We start from the raw sequence: 14,177 nt of genomic DNA, 5'->3' as shown, positions 1-14,177 counted from the left end.
GTTTCCTTGATCATTCGATGTTGGGAAGTTCGTCAGGTTTTTTATAAAAGCTATAACCGGGCAGTTGGAGCTGAAGCGGTATTGCAGTACGACCGGCTTGGGGCAGTGGGCTGCCTGTTGTTGTGGCCGGTTGGGGAACGGGAGATCAGTGTTCGAAGGGCTGGTCGTGCTCCTGGATCAGGGGGAAGTCCTCGGCGTTGGGCAACTCGTAGTGCCACCACTCGGTGGGGATCGCCTCGAAGCCGGCGCTGAGCATGATCCCCAGCAGCATCAGGCGATTGCGCTGCACCTGGGGCGGCAGGTCGCTGTAGAACTGGTGCGACTTGGGCTCCATGGCATCGAAGGCGGTGCCCATGTCCAGGGGCTGGCCCGATTCATCCACCAGGGTCAGGTCCACGGCCACGCCCCGGGTGTGGTGCGAGCCCAGGCGCGGATCGCGCACGTAGTCCGGGTTGGGCAGGGCCTGCCACAGCAGTTGCTGGGCGTAGGCCGGGCGATAGGCGTCGTAGATGCGCAGGCCCAGGCCGGCCATGCGCGCCAGCTGGCTGGCCTTGTACAGGCAGGCGGCGGCGTCCTTGTGCAGCAGGCAGCGGGCGTTGCGGTAGATCACCTGGCCGGCCAGGTTGTCGGCGCTGGCGTAGACCAGGTCGATTTCCAGTTGGTGGCGCTGGGCGTCGATTTCGACAAGGGGGCTGTTGTTCACTCACTCACTCCATCTTGGGGCACGCTTGAAGGTCAGGATTCGAACTGGCCGAAGGCTTCCTGCAACGCTCGGTTCTTCGCCAGGCGCTCATCCAGGCGCTCGCCATAGCCCTCGGCCACGGCGGACACCATCAGGTTGAACAGACAGGTCAGCGGCGCCAGGGAATCCCAGAACTGGCCGACATCGGTTTTCAGTTGCAGCAGGTCCAGCGGGTAGTCCCGGGCCCAGGGGCACTGCAGGTCGGTGACCAGGGCCAGGGGCAGGGCGTTGGCGTTGGCCACTTCGCAGAAGGTCTGGGTGATGGCGGAGTAGGCGCGAAAGTCGGAAATGATCGCGTAGGGCTTGGCGAAGCCCGAGTTCAGGGTTTCCGCGTAGATGCCCGACAGGCCGTCGACGTAGTAGACCTTGGGCCGGATGTATTCCAGGTGGCTGTGGAAGGCGTTGAGGATGCCCCGGGTCGACTGGATGCCGATGATGAACACCGCGTCGGCCTCGACGATCTGCCGCACGATGTCGGCGAACACCTGGCTGCGGGCCAGGCCGTAGACGTGCTGGATGGCCTCGATCTCGCGGTGCATCGAGCGCTCCAGGGCATCGTCCTGATGCGCCTCGCTGCGAAACGCGCCAAGCCGGTCGGTGATCAGCCAGGAGGCCTGGGCATCGCCGCGCAGGCCTTGCTTGACGTCATCCAGGTTGCGGTAACCCAGCGAGCGCAGGAAGCGCCCCACGGAAATGCCGGTGGTGCCGGCTTGCTGGGCGATGCTGTCGGCGGTTTCGAAGGGCAATTGCTGGAGGTTGGCCAGCAGATAGGTGGCGATGCGCTTGCCGGTGGGCGTCAGGCTTGCAAACTGCTGTTCCAGGGTGACTTGGAAACTGTTCTTGTCCATGACCATCTCGCCAGGGCTTCGCGGAAAATGTTATCTGAATTTCATTTTTGTAATTCGTGTTATAAACATAACATCGGCCTTCGCGACAAAACAAGGCTTTTGTCCGATGGGGTCGTTTTCGGCAGAAAGTGACGCTGCTGGTTATCTTCAGTGGGCCGCAGGGGTTGCGTTCAACCAGTGCCCGAGGTCACGGATGGCTGTTTCCACACAGGTGCTGCGACCGCTCCAGGTGCAGGCCAGCATCAGGTTGCGCGGCAGGTTGAAGTCTTCCACCGCAAAGCCCTGGGCATCACGGCCCTGGGCGTCGTGGGGCACTTGCTGGCGCAGGGTCGCGGGGCCGCTGAAGTAGGCCCACACCGGCTTGCCCAGGGCGATGGCTGCGCCCACTTCGAAGGCGGTGCCGGAATCCGGCTCCAGGCCGCGAAAGTCGTTGAGGTTGGCCAGCAGGGCGTCGCAGTCGCGGATCATGGCCAGGTTCTGCTGGCAGATCCACTGCGCCGTGGCTTCTGGCGAGAGGTGCTGCGGGGCCTGGTGATCCAGGGGGAACAGACCGTGCAGGCCCTGGGCGCTGCACAGTTGCTTGAGGTACTCGCCATGGGCCAGGGCGTCGCTACGGAACACATCGAAACCGGCGAGATAGATACGTGAGCTCATGGGCAGCTGGATCTCTTCTGTGGCGAGGGAGCTTGCTCGCGCTGGGTGGCAGCGCCACCCCAAAGGCGGTAAACGCGGTGCTCCAGGCGGATCACGGACTCAGGCCTTACGACCGCTACGCGCCGCAGCGCCAGCCAGCTCCCTTGCCACCGGCACATGGCACGGCTTATTCGCCGCGATAGATGCAGCCGCTGGTGCAGGTTTCGTGGATGCGGATCGCGCTCAGCTCCGGCAGCAACGGCTTGAGCTCGTTCCAGATCCACTTGGCCAGGACTTCGCTGGTGGGGTTTTCCAGGCCGGGGATGTCGTTCAGGTAGTTGTGGTCCAGGCGCTCGTAGAGCGGCTTGAAGATCGCCTTGATTTCCGAGAAGTCGCGGATCCAGCCGGTGTGCGCGTCAACCTCGCCACTGAGGTGGATTGCCACCTTGAACGAGTGGCCGTGCAGGCGGCCGCACTTGTGGCCCTCGGGCACGAAAGGCAGGCGATGGGCGGATTCGAAGGTAAATTCTTTGAAGATTTCCACAGTGTCGGTCAGCTCTGTCAGGTGGCGTCGCCCGCGGGCGAGTTGAGGCAGGCGGCGAGTTTATCAGCTTGGCTCCCAGGCTGCGGAAAAACCCTGACTAAAGGGTCAATGCACAGCCCGGGGCAGGTTCACAGGCTCTGCAGGCGCTCGCCCAGGCGGTTTTGCGCCGCCAGTTCGAGGAATTCGTCGCCCAGGCGCCGGCTTTCGTCCATGGCGCTGCGCCAGTATTTTTGCCGGCCGGCGTCATCGCCCATGAAGCGCTTGAAGTCGTTGCGGTCCGGCAGCTTGCCGTAGGGCAGGCGTGCCAGGTATTCCTTCGACGGCGCCAGTAGCAGGACGTCGCGCAGGCGTTCGGGGCTGGCGCGGCGCCAGGGCAGGGTCTTGTCGAACCAGCCGGGGATCACCCGGTCGGTGAAGTGCGGGTAGAGCACGATGTCGCTGCCGCTGTAGGGCAGGTCCAGGTGATAGTCCAGCAGGCCACCGTCGCGGAAGGTGCCGGCCCCGGCGCCGGGCAGTTCGCGCACGCCCTGCATGACCATGGGGATCGAGCCCGAGGCCAGCAGCGCCTGGCGCAGGTTGCCGCGGTCCAGGGGCACGAAGCGCGAGGGGAAGTCCTCCAGGGCCTGCAGCGGCGGGGCCAGGCGTGGGTCGTGCAGCACCAGGCGCTCGAAGTGCCGCGACAGCCGCGCGCGGCCCCGCAGGTTGTCGGCGATCACCGAGGACAGGCCCAGGCCAAGGCGCCCGCGGTGATCGTCGGCGAGCAGACCGTGGCTTTTGACCACCATGATGTTCAGTCGGTAGTGAGGGTTGTCGAGGATCGAGGCGTCGCGGCCATCGAGCAGGTCGTCGAGCATGCGCTGGGAGCTCTGGCTGATCTGCGCCATGGTCACGCCCTTGGCGAAACTCTGGGCGTTGTAAAGCTGACCGAGGCGGCGGATACCTTCGGCGGCGTCCGGCAGGCAGGCACTGGCAAAGCGCCAGGAGCCCACCGAGGCGCCGATCAGCGAACGCTCACGGGGCACCGCCGGCAGCCATTCACCGAACAGCGCCAGGTCCAGGCCCTGAATGCCCAAAGCCTTGGGGCCGCCGGCGGCGCCCGGCAAGGTGCCGACTTCGCCGGCGTGCAGGCCTTGGCGGCGGATGCGGGCCAGGGCGCGGGGGCCGGCCTTGAGGGTCAGGGCGGGAAACTTGATATGGATGGCGGTCATACCGGGCTCACTCTTGAATCAGCCGCCGAGTATAGAGAACCCGGGCGCCGGGGGCCGAGTGAAAGTTCTGTCAGGGCCATGCTGGCGATTCAGTTTCAATTAAGTTGCCTTGGGTATCGTCGGCGGCATCGGCTTTTTGGCCTGCGACTTTGGAGAACCGCCATGAAAACCCTGACCGCGCTGTTCAGCGCCAGCCTCATCGCTCTGACCACCAGCCTGGTCGCCAGTCTGGCCCATGCCCGCGACCTGGGCCCCGACGAAGCCCTGCGGCTGCGCGACGCTGGTACCATTGTGTCCTTTGAAACACTCAATGCCACGGCCCTGTCCCGGCATCCTGGGGCGAGCATCAGTGAAACCGAGCTGGAAGAGGAGTACGGCAAGTACATCTACCAGGTTGAGCTGCGCGACCCGCAGGGACTGGAATGGGACCTGGAACTGGACGCGGTGAGCGGCCAGGTTCTCAAGGATCATCAGGACACTTAATGAACCGGACTCTGCGCATCGCCGGCAGCTGCGCCGTCCTGGCGCTGCTGTTCTGCTCCCTGGCCATGGCCCGCGACCTGGACCAGGACGAGGCCCTGCGCCTGCGCCAGCGGGGGGTGATCCTGCCCCTGGAGCAACTGCTCAAGCAGGCCCTGGACCGTTACCCCGGGGCCCGGCTGCTGGAAGCCGAGCTGGAGGAAAAACATGATCTGTACATTTATGAGGTCGAGCTGTTGACCGTGGACGGCGTGGTCCGCGAGCTGGACCTGGACGCCGCCACCGGGCGCCTGTTGAAAGATGAGGAAGACGACTGATGCGCCTGCTTGTGGTGGAAGACCATGTACCCCTGGCCGATGAACTGCTCGAAGGCCTGAGGCTCCAGGGCTACGCCGTGGACTGGCTGGCCGACGGCCGCGACGCGCTGTACCAGGGCGCCAGCGAACCCTACGACCTGATCATTCTCGACCTCGGCCTGCCCGGGGTGCCGGGCCTGGACGTGTTGCGCCAGTGGCGCGCGGACGGGCTGGCGACCCCGGTGCTGGTGCTCACCGCCCGCGGTTCCTGGGCCGAGCGCATCGAGGGGCTCAAGGCTGGCGCCGACGATTACCTGAGCAAGCCTTTTCATCCCGAGGAGTTGCACCTGCGGGTCCAGGCCCTGCTGCGGCGTTCCCACGGCCAGGCCAACCAGCAAACCTTGCAAGCCGCCGGGCTGCATCTGGATGAAGGCCGGCAATGCGTGGTTCGCGACGGCCAGGACGTGCTGCTGACCGCCGCCGAGTTCCGCCTGTTGCGCTATTTCATGCTGCACCCGCAGCAGATCCTGTCCAAAAGCCACTTGGCCGAACACCTCTACGACGGTGAAACCGAGCGTGATTCCAACGTCCTTGAAGTCCACGTCAACCACCTGCGGCGCAAGCTGGGCCGCGAGGTGATCGAAACCCGCCGCGGCCAGGGCTACCTGTTCGGCGGGACTGATTCGTGAGGTCGATCCAGCGGCGCCTGAGCCTGGGCCTGATCACGGTGATGCTGGTGGTCGGTCTGGTGCTGGCCCAGACCAGCCTCTGGCTGTTCGAAATGGGCCTGCAGCGTTACCTGGAGGCCGGGCTGCGGGAAGACAGCGAGAGCCTGCTGCTGGCCCTGGTCCGGGGCCCTCAAGGTTTGCAGCTGGACGAGCGGCGCCTGTCGCCGGCCTATCAGCGGCCCTTTTCCGGGCATTACTTCCGTATCGATTTTGCCGACGTGCATTGGCGTTCCCGTTCCCTGTGGGATCAGGAGCTGCCGCAGCTGCAGCGCGCCGGCCTGCAAAGCGACCTGCAACTGGGGCCGGAAGGCCAGCAACTGCTGGTGCTGCGCAGTGACTACAAGCGCCTCGGGCAATCGATCTCGATCAGCGTGGCCCAGGACTACACCCCGGTGCGCGAGAGCTTCCAGCGCATGCGTCAGGTCGGTCTTGGCCTGGGGCTGGCGGGGTTGCTGCTGATCCTGTTGCTGCAGCGCATGACCGTGCGCCGGGCCCTGCGTCCCCTGGAAACCGCCCGCGAGCAGATCGCCCAGTTGCAGCAGGGCCAGCGTTCGCAGCTCGATGCCCGGGTGCCGCTGGAACTGGAGCCTTTGGTGGCGCAGATCAACCATTTGCTGGCCCACACCGAAGACAGCCTGAACCGCTCGCGCAATGCCCTGGGCAACCTTGGCCACGCCCTGAAAACACCGCTGGCAGTGCTCCTGAGCCTGGCGTCGGGGCCCAAGCTCGATGGCCACCCCGAGCTGCGCAAGGTGCTGCTGGAGCAATTGCAGCAGGTGCAGCAACGCCTCAATCGTGAACTCAACCGCGCGCGGCTGGCGGGGGATGCGTTGCCCGGGGTGCTGTTCGAATGCGATGCCGAACTGCCGGGCTTGCTGGCGACCTTGAACATGATCCATGGCCAGCACCTGGACTTGAGTTACCAGGCGCCACCGGGGCTGCGCCTGCCCTGGGACCGGGAAGACCTGCTGGAGCTGCTGGGCAATCTGCTGGACAACGCCTGCAAATGGGCCGATGCCCAGGTGCGCCTGAGCGTCGAGGAGCGGCCGCAGGGCTTTTGCCTGTGGGTGGAGGACGACGGCCCGGGCATTCCCGAAGCGCGGCGTAGCGAGGTGTTCAGTCGCGGCGCACGGCTGGATGAACAGACCCATGGCCACGGGCTGGGCCTGGGCATCGTGCGCGACATTGTCGACGCCTGCGGCGGCACCCTGAGCCTGGGGGACAGCGAGTGGGGCGGCTTGCGGGTGGAGATCGAGCTGCCCAAGCGCTGAACGCGCCGGGCGCTGGGTTCGGCGCCCGTGGCGGCGGTCGATCAACCGTAGAACCCTGACGCCCTCTGGAACTTTGCGTCCCCGCAACGCAGTGCCGCCCAGACCGTTCGCAGCCTGTAGCCGCTGCCGAGCTACGGCGAGGCTGCGACAAGGCCCGAAGGGCCTTTGGCGTCCTCAAGGGTGGCTATCGCAGCCTGCGGCAGCGGCTACAGGTCAGACGCGGAACTGGTCCATCAGGCTCTGTTGCTGGTTGGCCAGGCTGTTGAGGGACTGGCTGACCCGCGCCGATTCATTGGCCTGTTCCGACAGCGACTCGGTGACATCGCGAATGGTCGCCACGTTGCTGTTGATCTCTTCGGCCACCGCGCTCTGCTGTTCGGCGGCGCTGGCGATCTGCAGGTTCATGTCGCTGATCACCGTCACCGCATCGCCGATCTGGCGCAGGGCGGTCACGGCCTGACCCACCTGCTCGACGCTGCCCTGGGCCTGGCGATGGCTGTTGTTCATCGAGCCCACCACATCCCGGGTGCCGGTCTGCAGTTGCTCGATCACCTGGCGGGTTTCCTCCACCGATTCCTGGGTGCGCTGGGCCAGGTTGCGCACTTCGTCGGCCACCACCGCGAAACCGCGCCCGGCTTCCCCGGCGCGGGCCGCTTCGATGGCGGCGTTGAGGGCCAGCAGGTTGGTCTGCTCGGCAATCGAGCGGATCACTTCCAGTACCGTGCCGATCTGTTCGCTGTTGGCGGCCAGGCCTTCGACCTGGGTCATGGCGGCGCTCATGTCGGCGGCCAGCTGGTCGATGCTGCGGGTGGTGCGGTCGATCACCGTCAGGCCCTGTTGCGTGGCCTGGTCGGCGTCCCGCGCCGCCTGGGCGGCCTGGGCCGCGCTGCGGGCGACGTCCTGGGCGGTGGCGCTCATTTCGTGGGAGGCGGTGGCCACCTGATCCACCTGGCGATACTGCTGTTCCATGCCGGCGCTGGTCTGGGTGGCGATGGCCGATGACTGGTCGGCAGTGCCACGGGCGTCCTGCACCGAGCGTTTCACTTCGGCAATGATCGGTTGCAGCTTGTCGAGGAAACGGTTGAACCAGCCGGCCAGCTGGCCCAGCTCGTCCTGCTTGTCGTAGGCCAGGCGCCGGGTCAGGTCGCCTTCGCCGCTGGCAATGTCTTCGAGCATCTGGGCCACGCCGAGAATCGGCCGGGTCACGCTGCGGGCCATCAGCCACACCAGCAGCAGGCCCACCACCGCCGCCAGCAGGCCCAGGCCCAGCTCCATCAGGGTGCCGCTGCGGTTGCCGGCGTCCAGCTCGTTTTTCAGGGTTTCGGCCGGGCCCACCAGGACGCTCTCCGGCACGTCCAGCAGCACGCCCCAGGGCTTGCCGCCGGGGATCGGGGTAAAGGGCGCGAGCACCTTGAGCTCATGGTTGCTGTGCAGGCTGTGGGTCTGGGTGCTGTTGGCCAGCTGGCGGATCAGTTCGGCGCCGTTGACGCTGTCGACGCTGTCCAGGCGCTGGCTGAGCTTGCCGGCATCCGGGCTGTAGCCGGCCAGCAGGCCCACCGGGCTAATGATGCTGACGCTGGTCTGGCCGGCGTAGAGCTTCTGGCTGGCATTGCGGCTGACGGCCTGCAGGCTGTTGAGGTTGATGTCCACCGACAGCGAGGCGATGACTTTGCCGTTGACCATCAGCGGGAAGACGATGCTGGTCATCAGCACCTTCTGGCCGTCGATGTCATAGAAGTAGGGTTCGATCACGCAGGGCTTGAGGGTGCTGCGTGGGCAGGTGAACCAGGCATTGGCCGGTTCTCCGCTGGGGCCGCTGCGGGTGTCGCTCATGTCGCTTTCCGGCAGCGCCATGGAGGTCAGCTTGCCTGGGGTGGGCTGGGACCAGTACAGGGCAAAGCGGCCCTTTTCGTTGCTGCCCAGCTCGCCCTGGCCGCTGAACAACTCGTCCTTGCCATCCAGGGCGTTGGCTTCGAACACCAGGGACAGGCCCAGCAGGTCGGGGTTGGCCTGCAGCGCCGACTTGACCTGGCGGGTCAGGTCCTCGCGCAGGTCGAAGGCATCGAGAAAGCGCTTTTCCGCCTGTTCGCGGAGGAACAACACCTGGCGCGAGAACCCGTGGCCGTACTGGTAGGCGTCCATGAACTGCTGGCGAATGCCCAGTGCCTGGACTTCACCCTGGGCCTCGATCCGCGCCTGGGCGGCTTCGTTGAGCATCTCCATGCTCGAGGCCTTGACCAGCTCGGAGCTGTGCTCCATGCGATACAGCGAAAGCCCCACCAACAGCGAGACGATGCCCAACAGGCAGAGTCCGGCCAGCAGGGTGATCTTCCATTGGATGGAAAGTTGTCTGAGCGACATGGAGACGTCCTTTATTCGATAAATATCTGAGACTTTGCACTGTAGCGGCCGACCAACGGTGTTCTTTAAACGCTTGTTCGAAATAAGCCGTGAGGCGCTGGGGCTGCTGTGCAGCCCGACGCGAGCAAGCTCCCTGGTCACGGGTAGGGGTCGGTCCTGGGGGCTTGGCGAGCCAGCTCGCTCCTACGGGGACCGGGGCGGAGTTTTGACAAGCCGGGTCGGCTGCTGCAAAGTGCGCCCCCCTAATAAGAACCCCTTTCATTTCGATGTCGGCAGCCCGCTGCCTTCCGGTCGGTCACAGGCTTTTGCGCCATTTTTGCTGGTGCAGTAATGAGGTAACGATGATTAACGCAGTAATTGCCGCGGTTGGCGTGATGTTGGTGCTCAGCCTGTCCCGCGTGCATGTAGTGATCGCCCTGATCGTTGGCGCGCTGGTGGGCGGCCTGACCGGCGGCCTGGGGATCGAGGCCACGCTCAAGGCGTTCAACAGCGGCCTGGGCGGTGGCGCCACCGTGGCCTTGTCCTACGCCTTGCTCGGCGCGTTCGCCGTGGCCATCGCCAAATCCGGGCTGGCCCACGCCCTGGCGGACAAGATCCTGCTGCTGGTGGATCGCCAGGACGCCCACGGTGGCGGCCAGGTCAAGTGGCTGCTGATCGGCCTGCTGTGGGTGGTGGCGATTGCCTCGCAGAACATCCTGCCGATCCACATTGCCTTTATTCCTCTGCTGGTGCCGCCGCTGCTGTATGTGCTGACCAAGTTGCAACTGGACCGGCGGCTGATCGCCTGCGTCATCACCTTCGGCCTGATCACCCCCTACATGTTCCTGCCGGTGGGCTTCGGCAACATCTTCCTCAACGAGATCCTCCTGGCCAACGTGGCCCGCAGCGGGGTCGACGTCAGCCAGATCAACGTCACCCACGCCATGGGCATTCCCGCCCTGGGCATGCTTTGCGGCTTGTTGCTGGCCTTTGTCAGCTACCGCAAGAAGCGCGTGTATGACCTGGACCGGATCGAGAAAGTCGAGCAGGTGGCGGTGCAGTACAACCCGCGGACCCTGCTGGTGGCGGGGGCGGCCATCGTCGCTGCGTTCGTGATCCAGTTGCTGCTGGACTCGATGATTATCGGCGCCTTGTGCGGGTTTCTGATTTTCTCGGTGTCGGGCATCGTGCGCTGGCGCGAGACGGACGAGCTGTTCACCGAAGGCATGAAGATGATGGCCATGATCGGCTTCATCATGATCGCCGCCTCGGGCTTTGCCGAAGTGATGAAGGCCACCGGCGAGGTCAACTCGCTGGTCCAGGCCTCGGCGGCGTGGATCGGTCACAGCAAGGGCGTGGGTGCCTTGCTGATGCTGCTGGTGGGGCTGCTGGTGACCATGGGCATCGGCTCGTCGTTTTCCACGGTGCCGATCCTCGCGGCGATCTTCGTGCCGCTGTGTGTGCAACTGGGCTTCAGCCCGCTGGCGATCGTCTGCATCGTCGGCACCGCCGGGGCGCTGGGGGATGCGGGCTCGCCGGCCTCGGACTCGACCCTGGGGCCGACCTCGGGCCTGAACATCGATGGCCAGCACCACCATATCTGGGACACCGTGGTCCCGACCTTCCTGCACTACAACCTGCCGCTGCTGGCCTTTGGCTGGGTGGCGGCCATGGTCCTCTGACTCCTGACAGGCTGGAGCCGGCTTGCCGGCGAAGGTGTCTTTCAAGGCGCTACAGGGTTTGTCGGCTTGTTCGCCGACAAGCCGGCGCCTATGGGGCTAGGCTCAACTTTTGCGGTGGCGTGCCGTTAACGCGGTTATCACGCCAATAAAAAACCAAGAGTGAGCCCCCTATGCGCTTGAGCCTGAAGGCCAAAGTCCTGTCCCTGGCAGTCCTCCCGGTGCTGTTGTTTGCGCTGGTGATCAGCCTGAGCACGGTATTCATGCTGCGCCAGCAGGCGCAGAAAGAAGTCGAGGAAACCCGTCAGCGCTTGCTGGGCGAGGCCAAGGCCACGCTGCAGAGCTATGTCGAAGTGGCCTTGAACACGGTCAAGCCGCTGTACGACGCCGCGGCACCCGGGGATCAGGCGGCCCGGGCCGAGGTGGTCAAGCTGCTGTCGAACATCAGCTACGGCAAGGACGGCTACTTCTTCGGCTACGACTCCGAAACCGTGCGCCTGTTCAAGGGCAATAGCGCCGACGGCGTGGGCAAGAGCTTCAAGGACAACCGCGACCCCAATGGGGTCTACGTCAACCGCGAGCTGGTGCGGGTCGGCAAGGACGGCAGTCACTACGTGCAATACAGCTCGACCCAGCCGGGCAGCGACGTGCTGGTGCCCAAGCTGGGCTACACCGAATACCTGCCCAAGTGGGACATGGTGCTGGGCACCTCGGTCAACCTCGATGGCATCGACGCCCAGGTGGCAGCGGTCGAGAACAGCGTCAACCAGCGCATGGAAGGCATGGTCCTGAGCATTCTCGGGATCGCCGCGGTGGTGCTGCTGGTGATCGCGGGCCTGGGCATTCTGGTGGCCAACACCATGTTGCGGCCGCTGAACCTGATGAAGGCCAACCTCGATGACATCGCCGCCGGTGAAGGCGACCTGACCCGGCGCCTGCCGATCACCAGCCAGGACGAACTGGGGCAGTTGGCCAGTTCGTTCAACCGCTTTGTCGACAAGATCCACAGCCTGGTGCGGCAGATCACCGAGATGACCGGGCAGCTCACCGAGCTGGTGACCCAAGTCTCGGATCAGGCGCACCGCTCCGAGCAGGCCATGGAACGCCAGCGCCACGAGACCGATCAGGTGGCCACGGCGATCAATGAGATGTCTTCGGCGGCCCAGGAAGTGGCGCGCAGTGCCCAGGGCGCAGCGGTGGCCGCGCAACAGACCGATGAAGAAGGCCAGGCGGCCAAGCGCGTGGTGGACGGCAGCATCCAGCAGATCCACTCCCTGGTCAGCGATATCCGCAACAGCGGCACCTCCCTGGACAGCCTGCAGCAGGACGTGTCGTCGATTGTCAGCGTGCTGGACGTGATCCGTTCGATTGCCGAACAGACCAACTTGCTGGCGCTCAACGCCGCCATCGAAGCGGCCCGGGCCGGGGAGGCCGGGCGCGGTTTTGCCGTGGTCGCCGACGAGGTCCGCGCCCTGGCCAGCCGCACCCAGCAGAGCACTCAGGAAATCCAGGGCATGATCGACCGTCTGCAGCAGGGCACCCGGGTGGCGGTGGACGCCATGCGCCGCTCCAGCGACGCCGGCGACGGCACCTCGGTGAAAGCCAACGAAGCCGGGGCGTCGCTGGACACCATGGCCCAGCTGATCGGCACCATCAATTCGATGAACGCGCAGATTGCCAGTGCCGCCGAGGAGCAGACCGCGGTGGCCGAGGAGATCAACCGCAGCGTGCATCAGATCGCCGTGGCGGTGGACAGCGTCGCCGATGAAACCCAGCGCGGGGCCCAGACCTCCCGCAGCCTGGCGGACCTGGGCCAGCGCCTGGGCCGGTTGGTGGGGCAGTTCCGTATCTGAGGGCGCCCGCTGTAGCCGCTGCCCGGGCCGCAAGGCCCGGAAAAGGCCCCAGCAGTCTTGTCGCGCGGGCCAGGCATCGCCAGCGCTGCGCGCTCATGCGCAGCCGTGGCTACAAGGCGCGGTCCGTGCGCCGACTCAGGCGCTGATATCGCGCATCAGCAGGGCGAAGCGCAGGTCGACCTGATCCGGAATCGGCAGGTACACGGTGTGGCCATCCCCCGGGGCCACGTCGATGGCTTCGCCCTTGGCGTTCTGCAGTTCGTGCAGATCGAAGTGGAAGTTGCCCTTGGGGGTCATCAGTTCCATGTGATCGCCCACGGCGAAGCGGTTCTTGACCTTGACTTCAGCCAGGCGGTCGCGGCGCTCGCCGGTGAGTTCGCCGACGAACTGCTGGCGCTCCGAGACCGAGCTGCCGTTCTGGTAGTTCTGGTACTCGTCATGCACATGGCGGCGCAGGAAGCCTTCGGTGTAGCCGCGCTGGGCCAGGGACTCCAGGTCGTTCATCAGGCTGCGGTCGAACTCGCGCCCGGCCGCCGCGTCGTCGATGGCCCGGCGGTACACCTGGGTGGTGCGCGCGCAGTAGAAGTGGGATTTGGTCCGGCCTTCGATCTTCAGCGAGTGCACGCCCATGCGGGTCAGGCGCTCCACGTGCTGCACCGCCCGCAGGTCCTTGGCGTTCATGATGTAGGTGCCGTGCTCGTCCTCGAAGGCCGGCATCAGCTCGTCCGGGCGATTGGCTTCCTGCAGCAGGAACACCTGGTCGGTGGGCGCGCCCAGGCCCAGGGTCGGCTCCGGCTGGAAGGTCTGGACGATTTCTCCCAGGTCGTTCTCGGTCGCTTGCTCAGCCTTGTATTTCCAGCGGCAGGCGTTGGTGCAGGTGCCCTGGTTGGCGTCGCGCTTGTTCATGTAGCCCGACAGCAGGCAGCGTCCGGAATAGGCCATGCACAGGGCGCCGTGGACGAAGACTTCCAGCTCCATGGCCGGTACTTGCTGGCGGATTTCCTCGATTTCTTCCAGGGACAGTTCCCGGGACAGGATGATTCGCGTCAGCCCCTGTTGCTGCCAGAACTCGACGCTGGCCCAGTTCACCGTGTTGGCCTGCACCGAGAGGTGGATCGGCATGTGCGGGAAGTGCCGGCGCACCAGCATGATCAGGCCCGGGTCGGACATGATCAGCGCGTCCGGGGCCATGTCGATGACCGGTTGCAGGTCCTTGAGGAAGGTCTTGAGCTTGGCGTTGTGCGGGGCGATGTTGACCACCACGTAGAAACGCTTGCCCTGGGCCTGGGCCTCCTGGATGCCGAGGGCCAGGTTGGCGTGGTCGAATTCGTTGTTGCGCACCCGCAGGCTGTAGCGCGGCTGGCCGGCGTACACCGCATCGGCGCCGTAGGCGAAGGCGTAGCGCATGTTCTTCAGGGTGCCGGCGGGGGCCAGGAGTTCGGGTTTGGCGAGGAGCGTCATGGGGCTTGTCGGTCGCAAAAGGTCGCGAGGGTAAGCCAGCGCGCCGGGGCATTCATTGATCTGGGTCTATGTCTGGCGCAGAAAAAACGCACTC

At 65.4% G+C, this 14,177-nt stretch carries 13 protein-coding genes; 6 read left to right on the top strand and 7 right to left on the bottom strand.

Translation table 11 applies throughout. The features are described 5' to 3' along the window. Positions 1-145 precede the first annotated feature (145 nt). The 5 genes from ddpX to GWQ44_RS12180 form a co-directional block, all read right to left on the bottom strand. The gene (gene ddpX / locus GWQ44_RS12200; protein ID WP_102881853.1) at positions 146-703 is read right to left on the bottom strand and encodes a D-alanyl-D-alanine dipeptidase; all 558 of its coding nucleotides are present in this window, start codon (positions 701-703) and stop codon (positions 146-148) included. Between the two features lie 32 nt (positions 704-735). Further along, positions 736-1,596 (bottom strand): MurR/RpiR family transcriptional regulator, encoded by an 861-nt coding sequence (locus GWQ44_RS12195; RefSeq protein WP_275927426.1) that lies wholly within the window; start codon positions 1,594-1,596, stop codon positions 736-738. Between the two features lie 141 nt (positions 1,597-1,737). Further along, positions 1,738-2,244 (bottom strand): nucleoside 2-deoxyribosyltransferase, encoded by a 507-nt coding sequence (locus GWQ44_RS12190; RefSeq protein WP_275927425.1) that lies wholly within the window; start codon positions 2,242-2,244, stop codon positions 1,738-1,740. 166 nt (positions 2,245-2,410) lie between these two features. Further along, positions 2,411-2,767 (bottom strand): 6-carboxytetrahydropterin synthase QueD, encoded by a 357-nt coding sequence (gene queD, locus GWQ44_RS12185; protein WP_011062303.1) that lies wholly within the window; start codon positions 2,765-2,767, stop codon positions 2,411-2,413. A 128-nt stretch (positions 2,768-2,895) separates the two neighbouring features. Then, positions 2,896-3,975: a patatin-like phospholipase family protein gene (locus GWQ44_RS12180; RefSeq protein WP_275927424.1), complete on the bottom strand. Its 1,080-nt coding sequence runs from the start codon at positions 3,973-3,975 to the stop codon at positions 2,896-2,898. Positions 3,976-4,137: 162 nt separating this feature from the next. Here GWQ44_RS12180 and GWQ44_RS12175 point away from each other — a divergent pair, with 162 nt between their 5' ends. From GWQ44_RS12175 to GWQ44_RS12160, 4 genes are read left to right on the top strand one after another with little or no spacing between them, the layout of a single operon-like run. Further along, positions 4,138-4,458 (top strand): PepSY domain-containing protein, encoded by a 321-nt coding sequence (locus GWQ44_RS12175; protein WP_275927423.1) that lies wholly within the window; start codon positions 4,138-4,140, stop codon positions 4,456-4,458. Beyond that, positions 4,458-4,772 (top strand): PepSY domain-containing protein, encoded by a 315-nt coding sequence (locus tag GWQ44_RS12170; RefSeq protein WP_275927422.1) that lies wholly within the window; start codon positions 4,458-4,460, stop codon positions 4,770-4,772. The genes GWQ44_RS12175 and GWQ44_RS12170 overlap by 1 nt, the downstream gene beginning before the upstream one ends. Continuing rightward, positions 4,772-5,440, top strand: coding sequence for a response regulator transcription factor (locus GWQ44_RS12165; protein WP_275927421.1), 669 nt, complete (start codon positions 4,772-4,774; stop codon positions 5,438-5,440). Before GWQ44_RS12170 ends, GWQ44_RS12165 begins: the two co-directional genes overlap by 1 nt. Beyond that, on the top strand, positions 5,437-6,750 hold the full coding sequence (locus GWQ44_RS12160) for a sensor histidine kinase (RefSeq protein ID WP_275927420.1): 1,314 nt from the start codon (positions 5,437-5,439) through the stop codon (positions 6,748-6,750). The genes GWQ44_RS12165 and GWQ44_RS12160 overlap by 4 nt, the downstream gene beginning before the upstream one ends. Before the next feature lie 213 nt (positions 6,751-6,963). Here GWQ44_RS12160 and GWQ44_RS12155 read toward each other — a convergent pair whose 3' ends face one another. After that, positions 6,964-9,111 (bottom strand): methyl-accepting chemotaxis protein, encoded by a 2,148-nt coding sequence (locus GWQ44_RS12155; protein ID WP_047305366.1) that lies wholly within the window; start codon positions 9,109-9,111, stop codon positions 6,964-6,966. A 344-nt stretch (positions 9,112-9,455) separates the two neighbouring features. Between GWQ44_RS12155 and GWQ44_RS12150 the strand changes: the two genes are divergently transcribed. Then, positions 9,456-10,772, top strand: a complete 1,317-nt coding sequence (locus GWQ44_RS12150; protein WP_275927472.1) for a Na+/H+ antiporter family protein — start codon at positions 9,456-9,458, stop codon at positions 10,770-10,772. A 170-nt stretch (positions 10,773-10,942) separates the two neighbouring features. Next, positions 10,943-12,622, top strand: a complete 1,680-nt coding sequence (locus tag GWQ44_RS12145) for a methyl-accepting chemotaxis protein (protein WP_275927419.1) — start codon at positions 10,943-10,945, stop codon at positions 12,620-12,622. 135 nt (positions 12,623-12,757) lie between these two features. Here GWQ44_RS12145 and yegQ read toward each other — a convergent pair whose 3' ends face one another. Beyond that, positions 12,758-14,083: a tRNA 5-hydroxyuridine modification protein YegQ gene (gene yegQ, locus GWQ44_RS12140; protein ID WP_016965585.1), complete on the bottom strand. Its 1,326-nt coding sequence runs from the start codon at positions 14,081-14,083 to the stop codon at positions 12,758-12,760. Positions 14,084-14,177: the final 94 nt, after the last annotated feature.

Source organism: Pseudomonas sp. 3MA1, assembly GCF_029237275.1.
Lineage (GTDB): Bacteria > Pseudomonadota > Gammaproteobacteria > Pseudomonadales > Pseudomonadaceae > Aquipseudomonas > Aquipseudomonas fluorescens_AP.
This window is presented reverse-complemented; position numbering and strand designations above follow the sequence as displayed.

Coding starts and splice junctions, on each gene's coding strand:
- GWQ44_RS12165 (WP_275927421.1), top strand. CDS start 4,772: ATGCGCCTGCTTGTGGTGGAAGACCATGTACCCCTGGCCGATGAACTG.
- GWQ44_RS12190 (WP_275927425.1), bottom strand. CDS start 2,244: ATGAGCTCACGTATCTATCTCGCCGGTTTCGATGTGTTCCGTAGCGAC.
- GWQ44_RS12170 (WP_275927422.1), top strand. CDS start 4,458: ATGAACCGGACTCTGCGCATCGCCGGCAGCTGCGCCGTCCTGGCGCTG.
- GWQ44_RS12195 (WP_275927426.1), bottom strand. CDS start 1,596: ATGGTCATGGACAAGAACAGTTTCCAAGTCACCCTGGAACAGCAGTTT.
- GWQ44_RS12145 (WP_275927419.1), top strand. CDS start 10,943: ATGCGCTTGAGCCTGAAGGCCAAAGTCCTGTCCCTGGCAGTCCTCCCG.
- GWQ44_RS12175 (WP_275927423.1), top strand. CDS start 4,138: ATGAAAACCCTGACCGCGCTGTTCAGCGCCAGCCTCATCGCTCTGACC.
- yegQ (WP_016965585.1), bottom strand. CDS start 14,083: ATGACGCTCCTCGCCAAACCCGAACTCCTGGCCCCCGCCGGCACCCTG.
- GWQ44_RS12155 (WP_047305366.1), bottom strand. CDS start 9,111: ATGTCGCTCAGACAACTTTCCATCCAATGGAAGATCACCCTGCTGGCC.
- GWQ44_RS12180 (WP_275927424.1), bottom strand. CDS start 3,975: ATGACCGCCATCCATATCAAGTTTCCCGCCCTGACCCTCAAGGCCGGC.